14 protein-coding genes are annotated in these 12,723 nt (G+C 69.2%); 2 read left to right on the forward strand and 12 right to left on the reverse strand.

The genetic code is table 11. The features are described from left to right. Positions 1–107 precede the first annotated feature (107 nt). From QCN29_RS26945 to QCN29_RS26990, 10 genes are all read right to left on the reverse strand, one after another. The gene (locus QCN29_RS26945; RefSeq protein ID WP_279931401.1) at positions 108–2,747 is read right to left on the reverse strand and encodes a hypothetical protein; all 2,640 of its coding nucleotides are present in this window, start codon (positions 2,745–2,747) and stop codon (positions 108–110) included. Beyond that, on the reverse strand, positions 2,744–3,040 hold the full coding sequence (locus tag QCN29_RS26950) for a hypothetical protein (RefSeq protein ID WP_279931403.1): 297 nt from the start codon (positions 3,038–3,040) through the stop codon (positions 2,744–2,746). Before QCN29_RS26950 ends, QCN29_RS26945 begins: the two co-directional genes overlap by 4 nt. An 86-nt stretch (positions 3,041–3,126) precedes the next feature. Continuing rightward, positions 3,127–3,570 (reverse strand): hypothetical protein, encoded by a 444-nt coding sequence (locus QCN29_RS26955; RefSeq protein WP_279931405.1) that lies wholly within the window; start codon positions 3,568–3,570, stop codon positions 3,127–3,129. Beyond that, the gene (locus QCN29_RS26960) at positions 3,567–4,016 is read right to left on the reverse strand and encodes a hypothetical protein (protein ID WP_279931406.1); all 450 of its coding nucleotides are present in this window, start codon (positions 4,014–4,016) and stop codon (positions 3,567–3,569) included. The genes QCN29_RS26955 and QCN29_RS26960 overlap by 4 nt, the downstream gene beginning before the upstream one ends. Beyond that, positions 4,013–4,192: a hypothetical protein gene (locus QCN29_RS26965; protein ID WP_279931408.1), complete on the reverse strand. Its 180-nt coding sequence runs from the start codon at positions 4,190–4,192 to the stop codon at positions 4,013–4,015. Before QCN29_RS26965 ends, QCN29_RS26960 begins: the two co-directional genes overlap by 4 nt. Then, positions 4,189–4,743: a hypothetical protein gene (locus tag QCN29_RS26970; protein ID WP_279931409.1), complete on the reverse strand. Its 555-nt coding sequence runs from the start codon at positions 4,741–4,743 to the stop codon at positions 4,189–4,191. The genes QCN29_RS26965 and QCN29_RS26970 overlap by 4 nt, the downstream gene beginning before the upstream one ends. Beyond that, positions 4,740–5,432: a hypothetical protein gene (locus tag QCN29_RS26975; RefSeq protein WP_279931411.1), complete on the reverse strand. Its 693-nt coding sequence runs from the start codon at positions 5,430–5,432 to the stop codon at positions 4,740–4,742. The genes QCN29_RS26970 and QCN29_RS26975 overlap by 4 nt, the downstream gene beginning before the upstream one ends. Continuing rightward, complete coding sequence (locus tag QCN29_RS26980; protein WP_279931412.1) at positions 5,429–6,184, reverse strand: hypothetical protein; 756 nt, start codon at positions 6,182–6,184, stop codon at positions 5,429–5,431. The genes QCN29_RS26975 and QCN29_RS26980 overlap by 4 nt, the downstream gene beginning before the upstream one ends. A gap of 14 nt (positions 6,185–6,198) precedes the next feature. After that, positions 6,199–6,543: a helix-turn-helix domain-containing protein gene (locus QCN29_RS26985; RefSeq protein WP_279931413.1), complete on the reverse strand. Its 345-nt coding sequence runs from the start codon at positions 6,541–6,543 to the stop codon at positions 6,199–6,201. Continuing rightward, on the reverse strand, positions 6,540–6,767 hold the full coding sequence (locus QCN29_RS26990; RefSeq protein WP_279931414.1) for a helix-turn-helix transcriptional regulator: 228 nt from the start codon (positions 6,765–6,767) through the stop codon (positions 6,540–6,542). Before QCN29_RS26990 ends, QCN29_RS26985 begins: the two co-directional genes overlap by 4 nt. Positions 6,768–6,920: 153 nt before the next feature. Between QCN29_RS26990 and QCN29_RS26995 the strand changes: the two genes are divergently transcribed. Together QCN29_RS26995 and QCN29_RS27000 are read left to right on the forward strand one after the other, a co-directional pair. Next, positions 6,921–7,874, forward strand: a complete 954-nt coding sequence (locus tag QCN29_RS26995; RefSeq protein ID WP_279931415.1) for a helix-turn-helix domain-containing protein — start codon at positions 6,921–6,923, stop codon at positions 7,872–7,874. Positions 7,875–7,876: 2 nt separating this feature from the next. Further along, positions 7,877–9,460 (forward strand): tyrosine-type recombinase/integrase, encoded by a 1,584-nt coding sequence (locus QCN29_RS27000; RefSeq protein ID WP_279931416.1) that lies wholly within the window; start codon positions 7,877–7,879, stop codon positions 9,458–9,460. A gap of 609 nt (positions 9,461–10,069) precedes the next feature. Here the strand turns inward: QCN29_RS27000 and QCN29_RS27005 are convergent. Further along, positions 10,070–11,545, reverse strand: a complete 1,476-nt coding sequence (locus QCN29_RS27005) for a UDP-glucose dehydrogenase family protein (RefSeq protein WP_279931417.1) — start codon at positions 11,543–11,545, stop codon at positions 10,070–10,072. Between the two features lie 32 nt (positions 11,546–11,577). Next, a complete protein-coding gene (gene galE, locus QCN29_RS27010) occupies positions 11,578–12,603 on the reverse strand; it encodes a UDP-glucose 4-epimerase GalE (RefSeq protein ID WP_279931418.1) in 1,026 nt (341 codons plus the stop codon). Between the last annotated feature and the right edge of the window lie 120 nt (positions 12,604–12,723).

Genomic DNA, 12,723 nt, shown 5'->3' on the forward strand with positions numbered 1-12,723 from the left:
GTGAAATTGGAAGTTTGTTTGTCCATTTATGTACTAATTGGGGGCTCGCTGGATCTCGGAACAGGTGGACGTGGACGGCCGTCCACATGTCCACATGTCCACATCGCTCACTCCGTCTGGACACAGACCCGGTCGCCCTCGACGAACACCCACTCGTGGGCCTCCGCAACATCCACAGCGCGGCGGAGAAAGTCCCGGTCGCTGCTGCGCAGACGGCGGTTCAGCTCACCGAAGGTGATGCCACCGACCGCAGACGCGTGCTTTTTCACGAGCCGCGCAATGCGCTCGAGCGTGCGGTCGGTGTCTGTCTTCGCCTGGTGAGTGCGAAGCTCCTGCGCAACCTTTGCGTCCTGCTCACGGCGCCGGGCTGCCTCCGCTTCCCGCTCCGCGCGTTGGATCAGCGTGCCGCGCACGGCGCACGAGGAAGCCCAGACGACTTCTGCCAGCTCCCAGTCCTCTTCCGTGGCGTCTGTGCGTCCGCCGTCGAGGAGGGCCAGGAGCGCCGAGAGCTTCACCTTCATCAGGTTGGCGTGGCCGTCCAGTTCGTCGATGGCCAGTTCGCCGCGGTTGCGTGCGACGTGCTCGGCCCACAGCATCCGGCGGATGCGCTCAGGGAGCACGATGTCCAGCGAGTCGCCAGGCTGGAGCGTGGCCGGGTTCACGGGGAGCGGGCCGGGCGTGGGCGGCGGCTCGTCCGGAATGGCCGGGTCGGCCGCCCATGCCCACAGGAACCGTTGCGGTGTGCCCGTGCTGGCGTCCGCGATGACCGGCATGGCTGTCGACGGCTGGAAACCGACGACCATGCCGAGGCTGTAGGAGCCCGCGGCCACGTACCTGGTCCGCTCCTCCGAGGCGTTCGTCTGGCCGAGTGTCTCGCCAATGGCCGCGCGCCGGAGTGTCTCGCCGAGCACGCTGCCGGCACGTTCAGCGAGACGAGCGAGGGTCTGGCCCTCGTCGACGTAGAAGTAGGCGTTGTGCCGGACCTGTTTGCGTACCTTCTTGGTGACCGGGTCGCCCTTGAGCGGGCCTTTGGCGTGGATCTCGCCAGTCTCTTCGTCGACCGTGCCCATGAAGGCCTCGGCGATTCCTTCGCCGGAGCCGATAGGCAAGCCGTCGCGGAACTCAGGGTCGAGCGGGGGGAGCAAGGACCGCGCGACCTTCGTGCCGATGGACTTGCCGCCGCCGGAGGCGGCTACGATCGCGACGAACAGGTTGAGGGAGGCGCGGCCGCCGATACCGGACACCGCGGTGATCCGGTGGGAGATCATCGCCGACATCCGGGCGAGCAGCGAGTAGAACAGCACGTCGCCGCTGGACCCCTCCGCGTGCGCGGCCTGCCGAATGTGCTGGTGCACGGCACGGCGCGTCCAGAACTCCTCCGGCAGTAGTCCGCGGGGCCGCCTGGCAGCCTCGTCGTCCTCCGGTTGACCTGCCGGTGTCGCATCACTGAGTGGGTCCCCCGCCCACATGTCGTCCGGCGGCGGGGACGGTGTGTCGCGGCGCTGTGTCGGCGGGCGGCAGTGCTGCCGCACGTGAGCGAGTACGGCTGCGGGAAGGGCGCGGGCGGGCGCTTGGGCGTCCTGGTCGAACGCGGCGCGCAGCACGTCGCGGGTGGCCTCGCGCTCGTCGCCGCCGTAGTGCAAGTGCGACCACAGGGTGGGGACGGTGAGTTTCCGCCCGGAGGACTGCTGCCCGACGGGCAGGCCGGACCGTTCGGACCAGTTCACGGCCACGTGGTCATCGCAGACGAGGCTGTACTCGCTGTCCGCTGCGCCCTCGGCGCCGGCGGGGCGGAGCCACTTCTCCCTGCCATCGGCGGCCGTACCGCGGTGGGTCCAGCCTGCGGGTTCGAGGATGTCCTGGAACGTCAGTTCGGTGGCGAGGATGTCGAAAACGCTCGCGCCGCCGCCGGAGCGAGGGAAGGAGGCCCGGCGGGGCCCCGGCGCGACCACGGTGGTGCGGCCCGTGCGCGCGTCGTGCCGTGCCCGCTTCTCCGCAGCGGCCTTCTCCAACAGGGCACGAGCGTCGGGTGCCAGGCGCTGGACGGCTTCTTGCATCACGGCTAGGTCGACGGGCTCGCCGGTACCAGGGAAGCTGCCTGTGTACCGGGGCTCAGCCTTACGGTTGACGGTGCCGGGAATCCGCATGAGCCGGTCGAGGTTGCCGATCTGCGTATCCCAGGAGCAGCCGTGGGAGTACGCGCAGCCGCCGAGGACGGTCTGCAGGCCCATCGTGAACTGCTCGACGGCTGCGCGGCCCTCGTCGTCAGCGATGATGTAGGGCTCGGCGAGGACCCAGATCGGGTTGTAGCCGCCGCCGGACAGCCACCACCCCGATGGCTCGGGCAGGCCTGAGGCGAGGACGATCTCGCGGACGTGGTTGGCGTCGACGGGGTGAGGCATGTCGTCCAGGCCGGGCTTGTGGCCGGTCGTGCCGAAGTCGCCGTCTGCCCACAGGAACGTCAGTCCGTGTGCCAAGTCCTTACCGCCGCGGCCCTTGGAGGGGTGCTCGCGCAGGGTGGTGACCTGGGTGTAGATGCCCTTCGGTGAGCGAGCGTCGAGCTCGGTGACGTACTGGGTGGCCGCAGCGATGCCAGCATCGTCCGTGGTGAAGCGGCGGCCGACCCACCGGTCTGCATCCGAGCAGATGCTGAGCAGCCCGGATACGTCCTGGAAGTGGTAGGCCAGCGAAGCGTGGACGAGCTGTTCGTCGACCACGAGGCGTTCGGCGACCGGGACTTGGGTCACTGGTGCACCGCCGGGAAGTAGTACGTGCCGGTCGGTTGGCCGACGCAGCGCGATCTGCGGGGGCAGACGCGCGGCGCTGCGGCAGCCCCGGCGGGGTGGATGTGCTGGTGGTCGCAGAAGGGGCAGTCGACGACGAGGAGGGCGTGCGGCTGACCGTCTCCGTGCAGAGAGTCCTCGTAGGGGACGAGGTGGGCCGCGGCGGTGGCCATGCCGAAGTGGACCTGCGGCTGGGGTCCCGTCTCGGTTTGCTCGGTGTCCTCCCCGAAGAGCGGGAGGTTGGTGGTGCTGTTCACGAACGTGCTCTCTTCTACGAGCGGGGCCAATGCGGTTCGTGAGTGCGTACGGCGGCCCCGGGCCGGGCCGCCGTACGCTTCCCGGGTCAGCCGGTAGGCCGCAGGTCGGCCAGCATCCGGGCGTGATCCGCTGCGAAGTTGCGGAGATGCTGCTGGACTTCGCTGGCGAGATGGGCCCCCAGGGGGCCGGCCGGGACGTGGATCTCGACGGTCTGAGCGGAGAGGAAGAACCGGGCGGCGATCGAGTGTCCGAGACTCCCGCAGCACCGCAGGGCGTCCTCGCCGATGCGGACGATGGCGGTGTGACAGTCGGTGGAGTACCGGGTCTGCTCGTGCAGGTCCGCGGCGACTTCCCGACTACTGGTGTACGGCCCCGTGAGGTCGACGGTCACGACGAGGCGGACCTTCGGCGCGGCTACCTCGGCGCGCGACGGGACCTGGGGCTGCTGCTCTGAGGCCGGAGGTGCCGGGACCGGGCCCACGGGCACGGGGTTGGTGACCGGCCACTGGCCGGGACGGTGCGTCGTCACGCGTCGTCTCCGTTGTCAGAAGCCTTGGCCATGACCAGGCGGTGGCGGAGCAGGTCAAGTTCGTCGAGGACGTTGGCCAGTGCGGAGGCGCATACTCCATCGACGACCGTGTCCGTACCGATGCCGCTGGGCCGGACTTCGTTAAGTGCGGAGTGGAGGAGGTACTCGTCCTCGCCTTCGAGGTACGTCTTCACCTCGGCTGCAGCAGCATCGAGCGCGGCGGCGCGCTCCTCGTCGTGGAGGCGGCAGATGTAGGCGACGAACAGGTCATCGAGTGCGCGGGCCTGCTGGAGTGGCGTCAGCTGCTTCCACGCCGCGTGGCCGATCTTGGCGACGTCGATGCCGCGGGGGTGTTCGCGGTGGAGGCGGCCTTGGGCTTCTTGTACAGCGGCATACCAGTCCGTGGAGCTGGTGAACGCCGAGGCGATCTCGTCGAAGGTGCTCACGCTGCCTCCTGGCGCGGGATGGTCTGGTGGAAGATCGTGCGGAGCCTGGCGCGCTGGTGGTCGGTGAGCGGCGGGGTCTGGCCGTCGATGCGGTCGATGCGCTCCCAGTAGCCGACGGGCCGGGCCGGACGGCCGGGGACATCCCCGGCCGTCACGACGTTCTGCTTGGAGGTCACCGGCCACGCTCCTGCTCGTCGTCGGTGTCGTCGTAGCCGTGCTCCAGCCAGCCGCCCGGGTGCGGGCGCAGCAGGGGCAGGAACGGGGCGGTGCCCTCGGCGGTCACCAGGACCGCCCCCTCGGGCCCGACCTCCAGGACCGCGGTCTGGGCCCGGGCCTTGGCCTGCTCGATCAGATCGGCCTCGATCTCCTTGCGGGTAAGGTCCTCGCCGTCGTCGAAGTCGGTCGGCCAGCCGGTGACTGCGAGGAGCCCGAGCATCGGCTCGGCCCACGAGGAGCAGGTTTCGCAGACGGGGATGCACCGGCAGGTCGTTGCCCGGGATCCGGCCGGGCGCCACCCCTCGGGTGCGCCGGCAATCGCGAGGGGGTCGGAGCAGCGCGGGCAGACGCTGGAGTCCACGGCGGTCGTCACGCGCTCGGCGATGTGCATGGCGAGCGCCTCGGCGTCGGGCCCCGCGAGCACCTCGCCGAGGATCGCGCGGGCGCTGTTGAGGACGCACTGGGGCCGGTACGGGTGCGCACCGGAGAAGGTGAGGATGGGCCCGCTCATGCTGTGACACCTGCCGTGCTGAGGGCGGCGCGGAGCCGGGCGAGGGTGCCGCGAGGGCTCTCCCCGGCCGGGACGGCGAACAGGCGGAGACCGTCACCGCCGGGCTGCCCGAGAGCGCCGATGGGGAGGTGGGCCGCATGCGGGCCATCGGCGGCGACGAGGCAGACCTGCGCGGTGATGAGCAGGTCGTGCAGCCTGTCGAGGTCGAGGGCATCGAGGATCTTCCGGGCGACGCCGACGGGGTTGCCGGTGCGGTCGAAGTCCTCCAGGAGCACGTCGAGGAACTCGGCGTACTGTCCGGTGGCTGTGGCTCGTTCGGCGCGGAAGGCCGTCACGAGCGGGTGCTCTTCGTCCTCGTCGTTGGTGTTCGTGCTCTGCCCGAGGAGGAGAAAGGTCCGGCGGGCCTCGGTCTCCGTTATCTGCCGCGGGTCGTAGCCGACGCGCCAGCAGGTCTCGGTCTCCTGGAAAGCGACGACGATGCCGTGGTCGAGCTCGACCGCTTCGTACTCGGCGGGCTTGCGGGATTGGATGCTGCCGGTGTCGATGAGGGTCTTGGCCATGATGTTGCCGAGTTCGGCAGTGCTGATGCGGCGGGCCAGCAGCGGCATCTCGGCCAGTACGTCGGCGCCGATCGCAGCGGCGTCCGGCAGGACAGGCACTGTCGGCTTCTCGGGGGTCTGCTGGCTCATCGGGTGACCTCCGAGAACGCGTGCTCCAGGACCAGGACGGGGTAGACGTTGACGACGCCGAACGTGGCATCCTGCCGCTGGTGCGGTTCCCGGCCCTGCTCGCGCATGATCCTGGTGGCGCGCCTGCCGACCTGCGCCAGGTACGGGCGGCCGGTGGGGTGGTCGTGCAGCTTGGCGTAGCCAAGCGCAGTGAATTCGTCGTGCCGTCCCTCGAGCGCGGCGACCTTCGCGGCCGTGGCGGCCTGCGTGGCCTCGATGGTGGCCAGGCGCTGCTCCTGGGCGACGAGTTCCTGCGCCATCTGGAGGACCAGTTCCGCGCCGGACTTCGGGCGTACGGTCTCCTGTGCGGCCAGCTCCGCCTCGCGGGTCTTCGCCGCGAAGTAGAGCTGGGCGGCGGCGACCTCCGGCTTGTTCGGGTCGCCGTTCATGGCGAGGAGGTACGCGGCCGTGCGGCTCAGCTCGTAGTCCTCGGGTGCGGGACCGCTCTGACCAGCAACTTTGCCCGATCGGGGAAAGTTCGCTGCCACGTCCAGGCCCTGGTTCTTGGCGGTTGCCATGGCGCGGGTGAGCGGGGTCTTGAGCTTGCTCCACTGGCTGTAGCCCATGAGGGGCTGCATGTCGCGGGCGGGCCAGTACTCAGAGCCGTCCGGCCGTACGCGGCGGATCGCGTCGAACGGGGACTCGGGCGCGGTGGGGTCGCGCTGTTCGGTCGGAGTCGACGGCAAAGCCGAAGACGTGGTTTTCTGATGCATAGAGCTTCCGTTTCTTACTTGCGCGTAGGTGCGGATTTGCTCGACAGAGGCGGCCCGGCTGGTACCCGGGCCGCTTCGTCGTTTCCGGCGTGCTCTCCCGGCTGGTACACGGGAGAGGCGCCGTTCTCCTCGGTCAGGCCGAGGAAGTCGATGAGGCTCTGTCGTCGGACCTTGATGGACCGGCCGATGCGTACGACGGGTACGGGAGTCTCGCCCTTGGCGACGAGCCCATACCAGACGGTGCGTGAGATGCCTCCGCAGGCGGCGGCTGCGTCGGGCCAGCCGTCGACCATCGCGGGCAGAGCGAGGACTTCGGCGGCGGAGAGAGCCTTGCGGTGGACTGCGGTGCGCTCGGTCATGCCGACACCTCAGCGAGGCTGTCGAGCCACGCGTCGACATTGGTGCGACGAGCGCGGAGGTGTTTGCCGACACGAACCCATGTTGGGCCGAGGCCGCGCGTCTTCCAGCCGTAGATCGTGGACTTAGGGATCTGGAGTTCGTCGGCGAGGTCGTCGACGGACACCCAGCTGTGGTTGCAGGTCGCGCCCTGTATAGCAGCGTGGATCTTCTCCTGAGTTGGCATCGCTTGCCGTCCTCCAGAGTTTGGTTCCTGTCGCTGCACAGCCTGCAACACGCGCATCTGGCGCGTCAAGCGTTCAGAGCCTGTCTCTGCAAACCGGCCAAGCGGGGGTGCGGCGTCTAGCGCCCGACGCTCCATCGCCCGTACCGTGGCGCTATGACAACCGACAGCAAGCGACGGCCATTGGCTGCGATCGTGGGCGAGAGGCTGCGCATGCTCCGAGAGGCGAAGGGGCTGCGCCAAGAGGACGTCGCGGACGCCGCGCGTGAATTTGGGCTGAACTGGGGGCGCAGCAGTATTGCTGCCCTAGAGCAGGGGAGCCGGAATCTCGACTTCGAAGAGCTAATCGTTTTGGCTTCAGTGCTGCGCAAGCTTGGAGGGTGGGAGGAGCCGCTAATTCCCAGCCACGAAGTGATTGCGCTGAACGAGCAGTTCAACGTCTACGGGTATCAGTTGCCCGCGTTTATGATGAATCTAACCCTCCCGTCGGCGCGGCCTGCTGGGTCCGGAGAGGAGGGGCGAACACTTAATGAGGAAGAGGCTCTAGGCTCTATTGAAACCGAGCCGGCAGAGACAGAAGAAGAGCGGCTGAAGCGGGTGGCTCGCGACGTCAAGATTCATGACTACATTCTGTATTCACTGTGGCCCGATTATGAGGAACCTAAGCGGCGGCGCTCGAGCGAGATGCGGGGGCTTGAGCTGTCCAGGAGGATCGCGGAACGCATCACCTTGCCAGACGGAAGCAGTCTTTCCGACTGGTTCCTCGTCGTGACGTTTGCCCAAGGGCTGTGGGGGCGCGTCCCGGCTGACGAGAGGGATGCCCGCACTGAAGCAAGGGGGGATTATGCAACGAAGCGGGCTCTGCAAAGTGCACGAGGTCATGTAACCCGCGAACTGATTGAAGAACTACAGGAAGCGTTTAACGCGCGTTGGTCGGAGGTTCAGGCGGCCTACGATGAGCTGGAGTCTGTAATTGATGATCCCAAAAAGCTTAAGCAGTGGATTCGTCATGTGAATTCTCTTGAGGATCGCGCCAAGGGGATAGAGACTCCCGAGAGGAAAGCCCGGCGCCGTGTTGTCGTGCGGCGAAAGTGGAAGATCGAGGAGTAGCGATGCCTGCATCTCGCCGCGCTGGCGGCATCTCGAAGCGGTGTGAGTGCCGCGGCCTGGATGGGAAACGGCTCGGGGCAAACTGCCCGCAGCTCTCGAAGCGCAATCACGGCAAGCACCGCGTCAGCCAGGAACTGCCTGAGGACGCCGAGGGCAGGCGCCGCCGCTTCCAGCGCACCGGCTACACCGATGCCAAGGACGCGCAGAGGGACCTCGACCGCATCCGGGCCATCCTCGATCTGGCGGGCGACGACGAGGATGCGCAGCGCCGTGTCGGTGACCTCCTCGCGGGCATTCAGGCGAGCCGAGCCTCTATCCCTGACGCTGCCGAAGTATCCCGGCGCCTGGGCGTCGGCGTGCCGCTCAACGGAACCATGACTGTCGGCGAGTGGCTGGACACCTGGCTTGCCTCGAAGAAGACCAAGAAGAAGACGAACGGCGGCTACGAGTCCCACATTCGGGTGCATCTCCGGCCGGCGCTTGGCCACCTTCGTCTCGACCGGCTCACAGTCGGGCACTGCCAGGAGTTCTTCGACGCGATCGACGACGCCAACGAGGTGATCCGCGCGGAGAACCAGGCGCGCCGTGAGCAGCAGGCCCGCTGCACGCGCGGCCGGCCAGGCGTGCCGAAGGCGTCCGAGCGCGCCCAGCTGGCGGAAGAGCGGGCGAAGCTGGCGGATATGAAGCCGTACCGCCGCGTCACGGGGCCGGCGACGAGGCAGCGGATCCGCGCGACATTGCGCACGGCGCTGAACGCTGCCATCCGCCGGCAGCTCATCACCTTCAACCCGGCTTCCCACGTGGAGCTGGCCTCGGGCAAGCGGCCGAAGGCAGTGCTGTGGACTGATCAGCACGTGGCCAGGTGGCGCGAGACGGGGGAGCAGCCGAGCGCCGTGATGGTGTGGACTCCCGCCCAGCTCGGCGAGTTCCTGGACGCGGCCGCGGACGACAGGCTGTACGCCTTCTTCCACCTGATCGCTTTCCGTGGACTCCGGAGGGGCGAGGGCGTCGGCCAGGACTGGGTGAACGTCGACCTCGACGGCCAGTCCCTCACAGTGGCCAAGGAGATAGTCGTCGACGGGTGGACCCCGGTCGAAGATGTGCCGAAGACGGACGGCAGCGCTGCCGCTATCGGCCTGGACCGCGCGACCGTGCAGGCTCTGCGCGAGCACCGGGCCCGCCAGTTGCAGGAGCGCGACGCGTGGAATGCGCAGGCCGCCGAGAAGCGGGACGCGGGCAAGGAAGCCGCGGACTGGGTCGACACGGGCAAGGTGTTCACGGCCGAGTCGGGCGAGTGGCTGCACCCGGACGTCGTCTCGAAGACGTTCCGCCGGCTGTACGAGTCGGTAGGTCTGCCGCCGATCAATCTCAGAGACTTGAGGCACTGCGCGGCCACCCTGATCCACGCCGGTGGCGGTGACCTTCATGCCATCAAGGAGACGCTGCGCCACTCCACGATCAAGCTGGCCTCTGACACCTACACGTCACTCCTGCGCGAGGTCGACCTGGAGATCGCGGAGAAGGCGGCCGCCGTGGTGCCGCGTGCTAGGAGGGCAGGCAGTGAACCAGTCCCGTCGGCACCGTAGGCCGGTACGATGGATGAGGAACGAGTAAGGCTCCGTCACTGCAGGTGGCGGGGCCTTTTTGCTCAGCCAATGCTCAGCCGAACGTCACGGAACGAGGCGGTACGGAACGACATGGAGCAGCATGGCGAGGCTGCTTCAAGTGGCGGGCCTGAGCCTCTGAACAGCATCTTTTGGTTTTGTGCGGCACGACGCGGCATTGGGCGGAACGGAGTGGTCCGATAGGTCCCCGGACTTTTAATCCGTTGGTTGTGGGTTCGAGTCCCACACGGCCTACTGCTTCAGGCGCTGGGGAGGCTTCCCCGGCCTGCTGCGAAGCGCCCGACCGGTTCAGCCGGCCGGGCGCTTCGCCGTTCCCGGGCCTGTGTGCGGCCTCGTGCGTGCACTGCACATCGCCGGGGTCGGCAGGACTTCCCCACGCTGGCCGTGTGGCGCAAGGCGACGAGGCAGGAGGAGCGGCGTGCCAAGCCGATCGGCGCCCACACAAACCCTTGCAGCCGGCCGCCAAGGCCCCGGTCAGGTCACCAGCGCGGACGAGGGGGCGTTCGCGCTGGCGCCGGGGTGTTCGGGGGGCGTGCCGGGGTGTTCGAGAGGCGCGCCGGGGGACGTGGACTACTTTGGCACGCCTCTCAGCGCCTCGCGGTCGCCGGGCGCTGTCCAGTCCGCCGACGCGCCCGCGTCGCCTCCCGCCATGTCACCCGCGGGGTGACGGACGGCGGCCGCGGGGTGCTGGCCGGGGAGCAGGGACGCCGCCGGGCCGGCGGCGCCGCCGGGTGTCGGGCGGCCCAGGGTGCGCACGGTCCACCCCGCCGCCCGCCAGCGCGGTGCGTTGAGGGCGTTGCGTGCGTCCAGGATCCTCGGGGTCCGCACGAGCGGGGCCAGCGCGGCCGGGTCCAGCGCGCGGTACGGGGCCCACTCGGTCAGATGCAGGACGATGTCGGCGTCCCGGACCGCGGTGGCCGCGTCCGGCGCGTACTCCGGCTCGGGCAGTACCGCGCGGGCGTTCTCCGCACCTTCCGGGTCGTGGATGCGCAGCTGTGCGCCTTCGAGGAGAGCCGCCTCCGCCACGGCGAGGGCGGGTGAGTCCCGTACGTCGTCGCTGTCCGGCTTGAACGTCACCCCGAGGATCGCGACCCGCCGCCCGGAGAGGTCTCCGCCCACGAGCTCCCTGGCGATGTCCAGGGTCCGCCGCCGCTGCCGCAGATTGATCGAGTCGATCTCGCGGAGGAATTCCACGGCGTTGCCCACCCCCAGTTCCCGGGCGCGGGCGGCGAAGGCGCGGATGTCCTTGGGCAGGCGTCGGCCGCCGAAGCCGAGCCCCGCGGACAGACAGCGCCGCCCGATGCGGGTGTCGTGCCCGATGGCGTCGGCCAGGGTCGCCACGTCCGCCCCGGCCGCGTCGCACACCTCGGCCATCGCGTTGATGAACGAGATCTTGGTGGCGAGGAAGGAGTTCGCCGCGGCCTTCACCAACTCGGCGGTGGCGGGGTCGGTGCAGAGGTACGGGACGCCCGCGGTGAGCATCGGCGCGTACACCGCGCGGAGGGTCTGATCGGCCTGGGCGGACAGGACGCCGGCCACCAGCCGGTCGGGACGCAGCGCGTCCTGGACGGCGAACCCCTCGCGCAGGAACCCCGGGTTCCAGGCGATCTCCGCGCCGCCGCCCTCCGGGGCGAGCCCGTCGACCAGAGAGGCCAGCCGGACCGTCGTGCCCACCGGGACGGTCGACTTTCCCACGATCAGGCAGCGGCGGTGCAGATGAGGGGTGAGGCCCGTGACGACCGCGTCGACGTGCCGCAGATCCGCGGCGGGCGAGTCGTGCCGCTGGGGCGTGCCCACGCAGATGAAGTGGACGTCTCCGAAGTCGGCGGCCTCCCGCAGGGAGGTGGTGAACCGCAGCCGCCCGGAGCGGACGTTCCTGTCGAGGATCTCGCCCAGCCCCGGCTCGAAGAAGGGCGGGCTGCCGGCGGCGAGCTTCTTGATCTTGGAGGCGTCGGTGTCGACGCCGAGGACGTCGTGTCCGATCTCCGCCATGCACGCCGCATGCACGGCGCCCAGGTATCCCGTGCCGATGACGGTCAACCGCATGTCTTGTCTCCTTTGAACCGTTGTGAAGCAGGTCAGTCCGGATAGCCGTCGGGATTGAGGTCCTGGAAGCGCCAGGCGTCGGCGCACATCGCGGCCAGACCGCGGGAGGCGGTCCAGTTCCATGCGTGGGCCACCGCGCCCGGGTCCGCCACCAGCGCCGCCACGTCTCCGGGGCGGCGGCGGGTGATCTCGTACGGGATGGGCCGGCCGCAGGCGGCCTGGAACGCGGCGATCAGCTCCAGGACGGACGTCCCCACCCCGGTGCCCAGGTTGAAGACGCGCATCCCGCGGTCGTCGCCGAGGTGTTCGAGGGCGACGCGGTGGCCGTCGGCGACGTCCACGACATGGATGTAGTCGCGCACTCCGGTGCCGTCGGCCGTCGGATAGTCGTCGCCGAAGACGCTCAGCCGGTCCCTTCTGCCGACGGCCACCTGGGCGAGGTACGGCATGACGTTGCCCGGCACGCCGTGCGGGTCCTCGCCGAGCAGACCGCTCGGGTGCGCTCCGACCGGGTTGAAGTAGCGCAGTGCCAGGACGCTGAGCTCCGGCTGGTGCCGACAGGCGTCGGCCAGGAGCTGCTCGCAGAGCCATTTGGCGGTGGCGTACGGATTGGTGGGGGCGGCGGGGTCGTTCTCGGTGAGCGGGATGCCGACGGGGGCGTCGCCGTAGATCGAGCAGGACGACGAGAAGACCAGCCGCTGCACGCCGTGGACCCGCATGGCGTGCAGCAGCGCCGTTGTGCCGCCGAGGTTGACGTCGTAGTACTCCGTCGGCTTCTCCACGGACTCGCCCACGGCCCTCTTCGCCGCGAAGTGCACGACCGTGTCGATGCGGTGGGCGGCGAACACGCGGTCCAGCGCGGCCCGGTCCCGCAGATCGGCCTCGTACGCGGCGGCGACGGGGCGGCCGGCGACCTTCGCGACGCGTTCCAGAGCGTGGGGCGAGCTGTTGGAGTGGTCGTCGATGACGACGACCTCGTAGCCGTGTTGGAGCAGCTCGACGCAGGTGTGGCTGCCGATGAATCCGGCGCCGCCGGTCACCAGGACCGTTGCGGACATGGAGCGACCTCGTTTCGTGCCGCAGGGAGGGAGCCGCCGCCGGTTACAGCAACGCGCATGAGATATCTCCAGCGGTCTGATGGGGAGCGTTGAGTTCTCCGGGACCGGAGACGGTCTCGG

This window comes from Streptomyces chengmaiensis (assembly GCF_029846775.1).
In the GTDB taxonomy this organism is placed as follows: Bacteria; Actinomycetota; Actinomycetes; order Streptomycetales; family Streptomycetaceae; genus Streptomyces; species Streptomyces chengmaiensis.

Coding starts and splice junctions, on each gene's coding strand:
- QCN29_RS26970 (WP_279931409.1), bottom strand. CDS start 4,743: ATGAGCGGGCCCATCCTCACCTTCTCCGGTGCGCACCCGTACCGGCCC.
- QCN29_RS26975 (WP_279931411.1), bottom strand. CDS start 5,432: ATGAGCCAGCAGACCCCCGAGAAGCCGACAGTGCCTGTCCTGCCGGAC.
- QCN29_RS26980 (WP_279931412.1), bottom strand. CDS start 6,184: ATGCATCAGAAAACCACGTCTTCGGCTTTGCCGTCGACTCCGACCGAA.
- QCN29_RS26985 (WP_279931413.1), bottom strand. CDS start 6,543: ATGACCGAGCGCACCGCAGTCCACCGCAAGGCTCTCTCCGCCGCCGAA.
- QCN29_RS26990 (WP_279931414.1), bottom strand. CDS start 6,767: ATGCCAACTCAGGAGAAGATCCACGCTGCTATACAGGGCGCGACCTGC.
- QCN29_RS26995 (WP_279931415.1), top strand. CDS start 6,921: ATGACAACCGACAGCAAGCGACGGCCATTGGCTGCGATCGTGGGCGAG.
- QCN29_RS27000 (WP_279931416.1), top strand. CDS start 7,877: ATGCCTGCATCTCGCCGCGCTGGCGGCATCTCGAAGCGGTGTGAGTGC.
- QCN29_RS27005 (WP_279931417.1), bottom strand. CDS start 11,545: ATGCGGTTGACCGTCATCGGCACGGGATACCTGGGCGCCGTGCATGCG.
- galE (WP_279931418.1), bottom strand. CDS start 12,603: ATGTCCGCAACGGTCCTGGTGACCGGCGGCGCCGGATTCATCGGCAGC.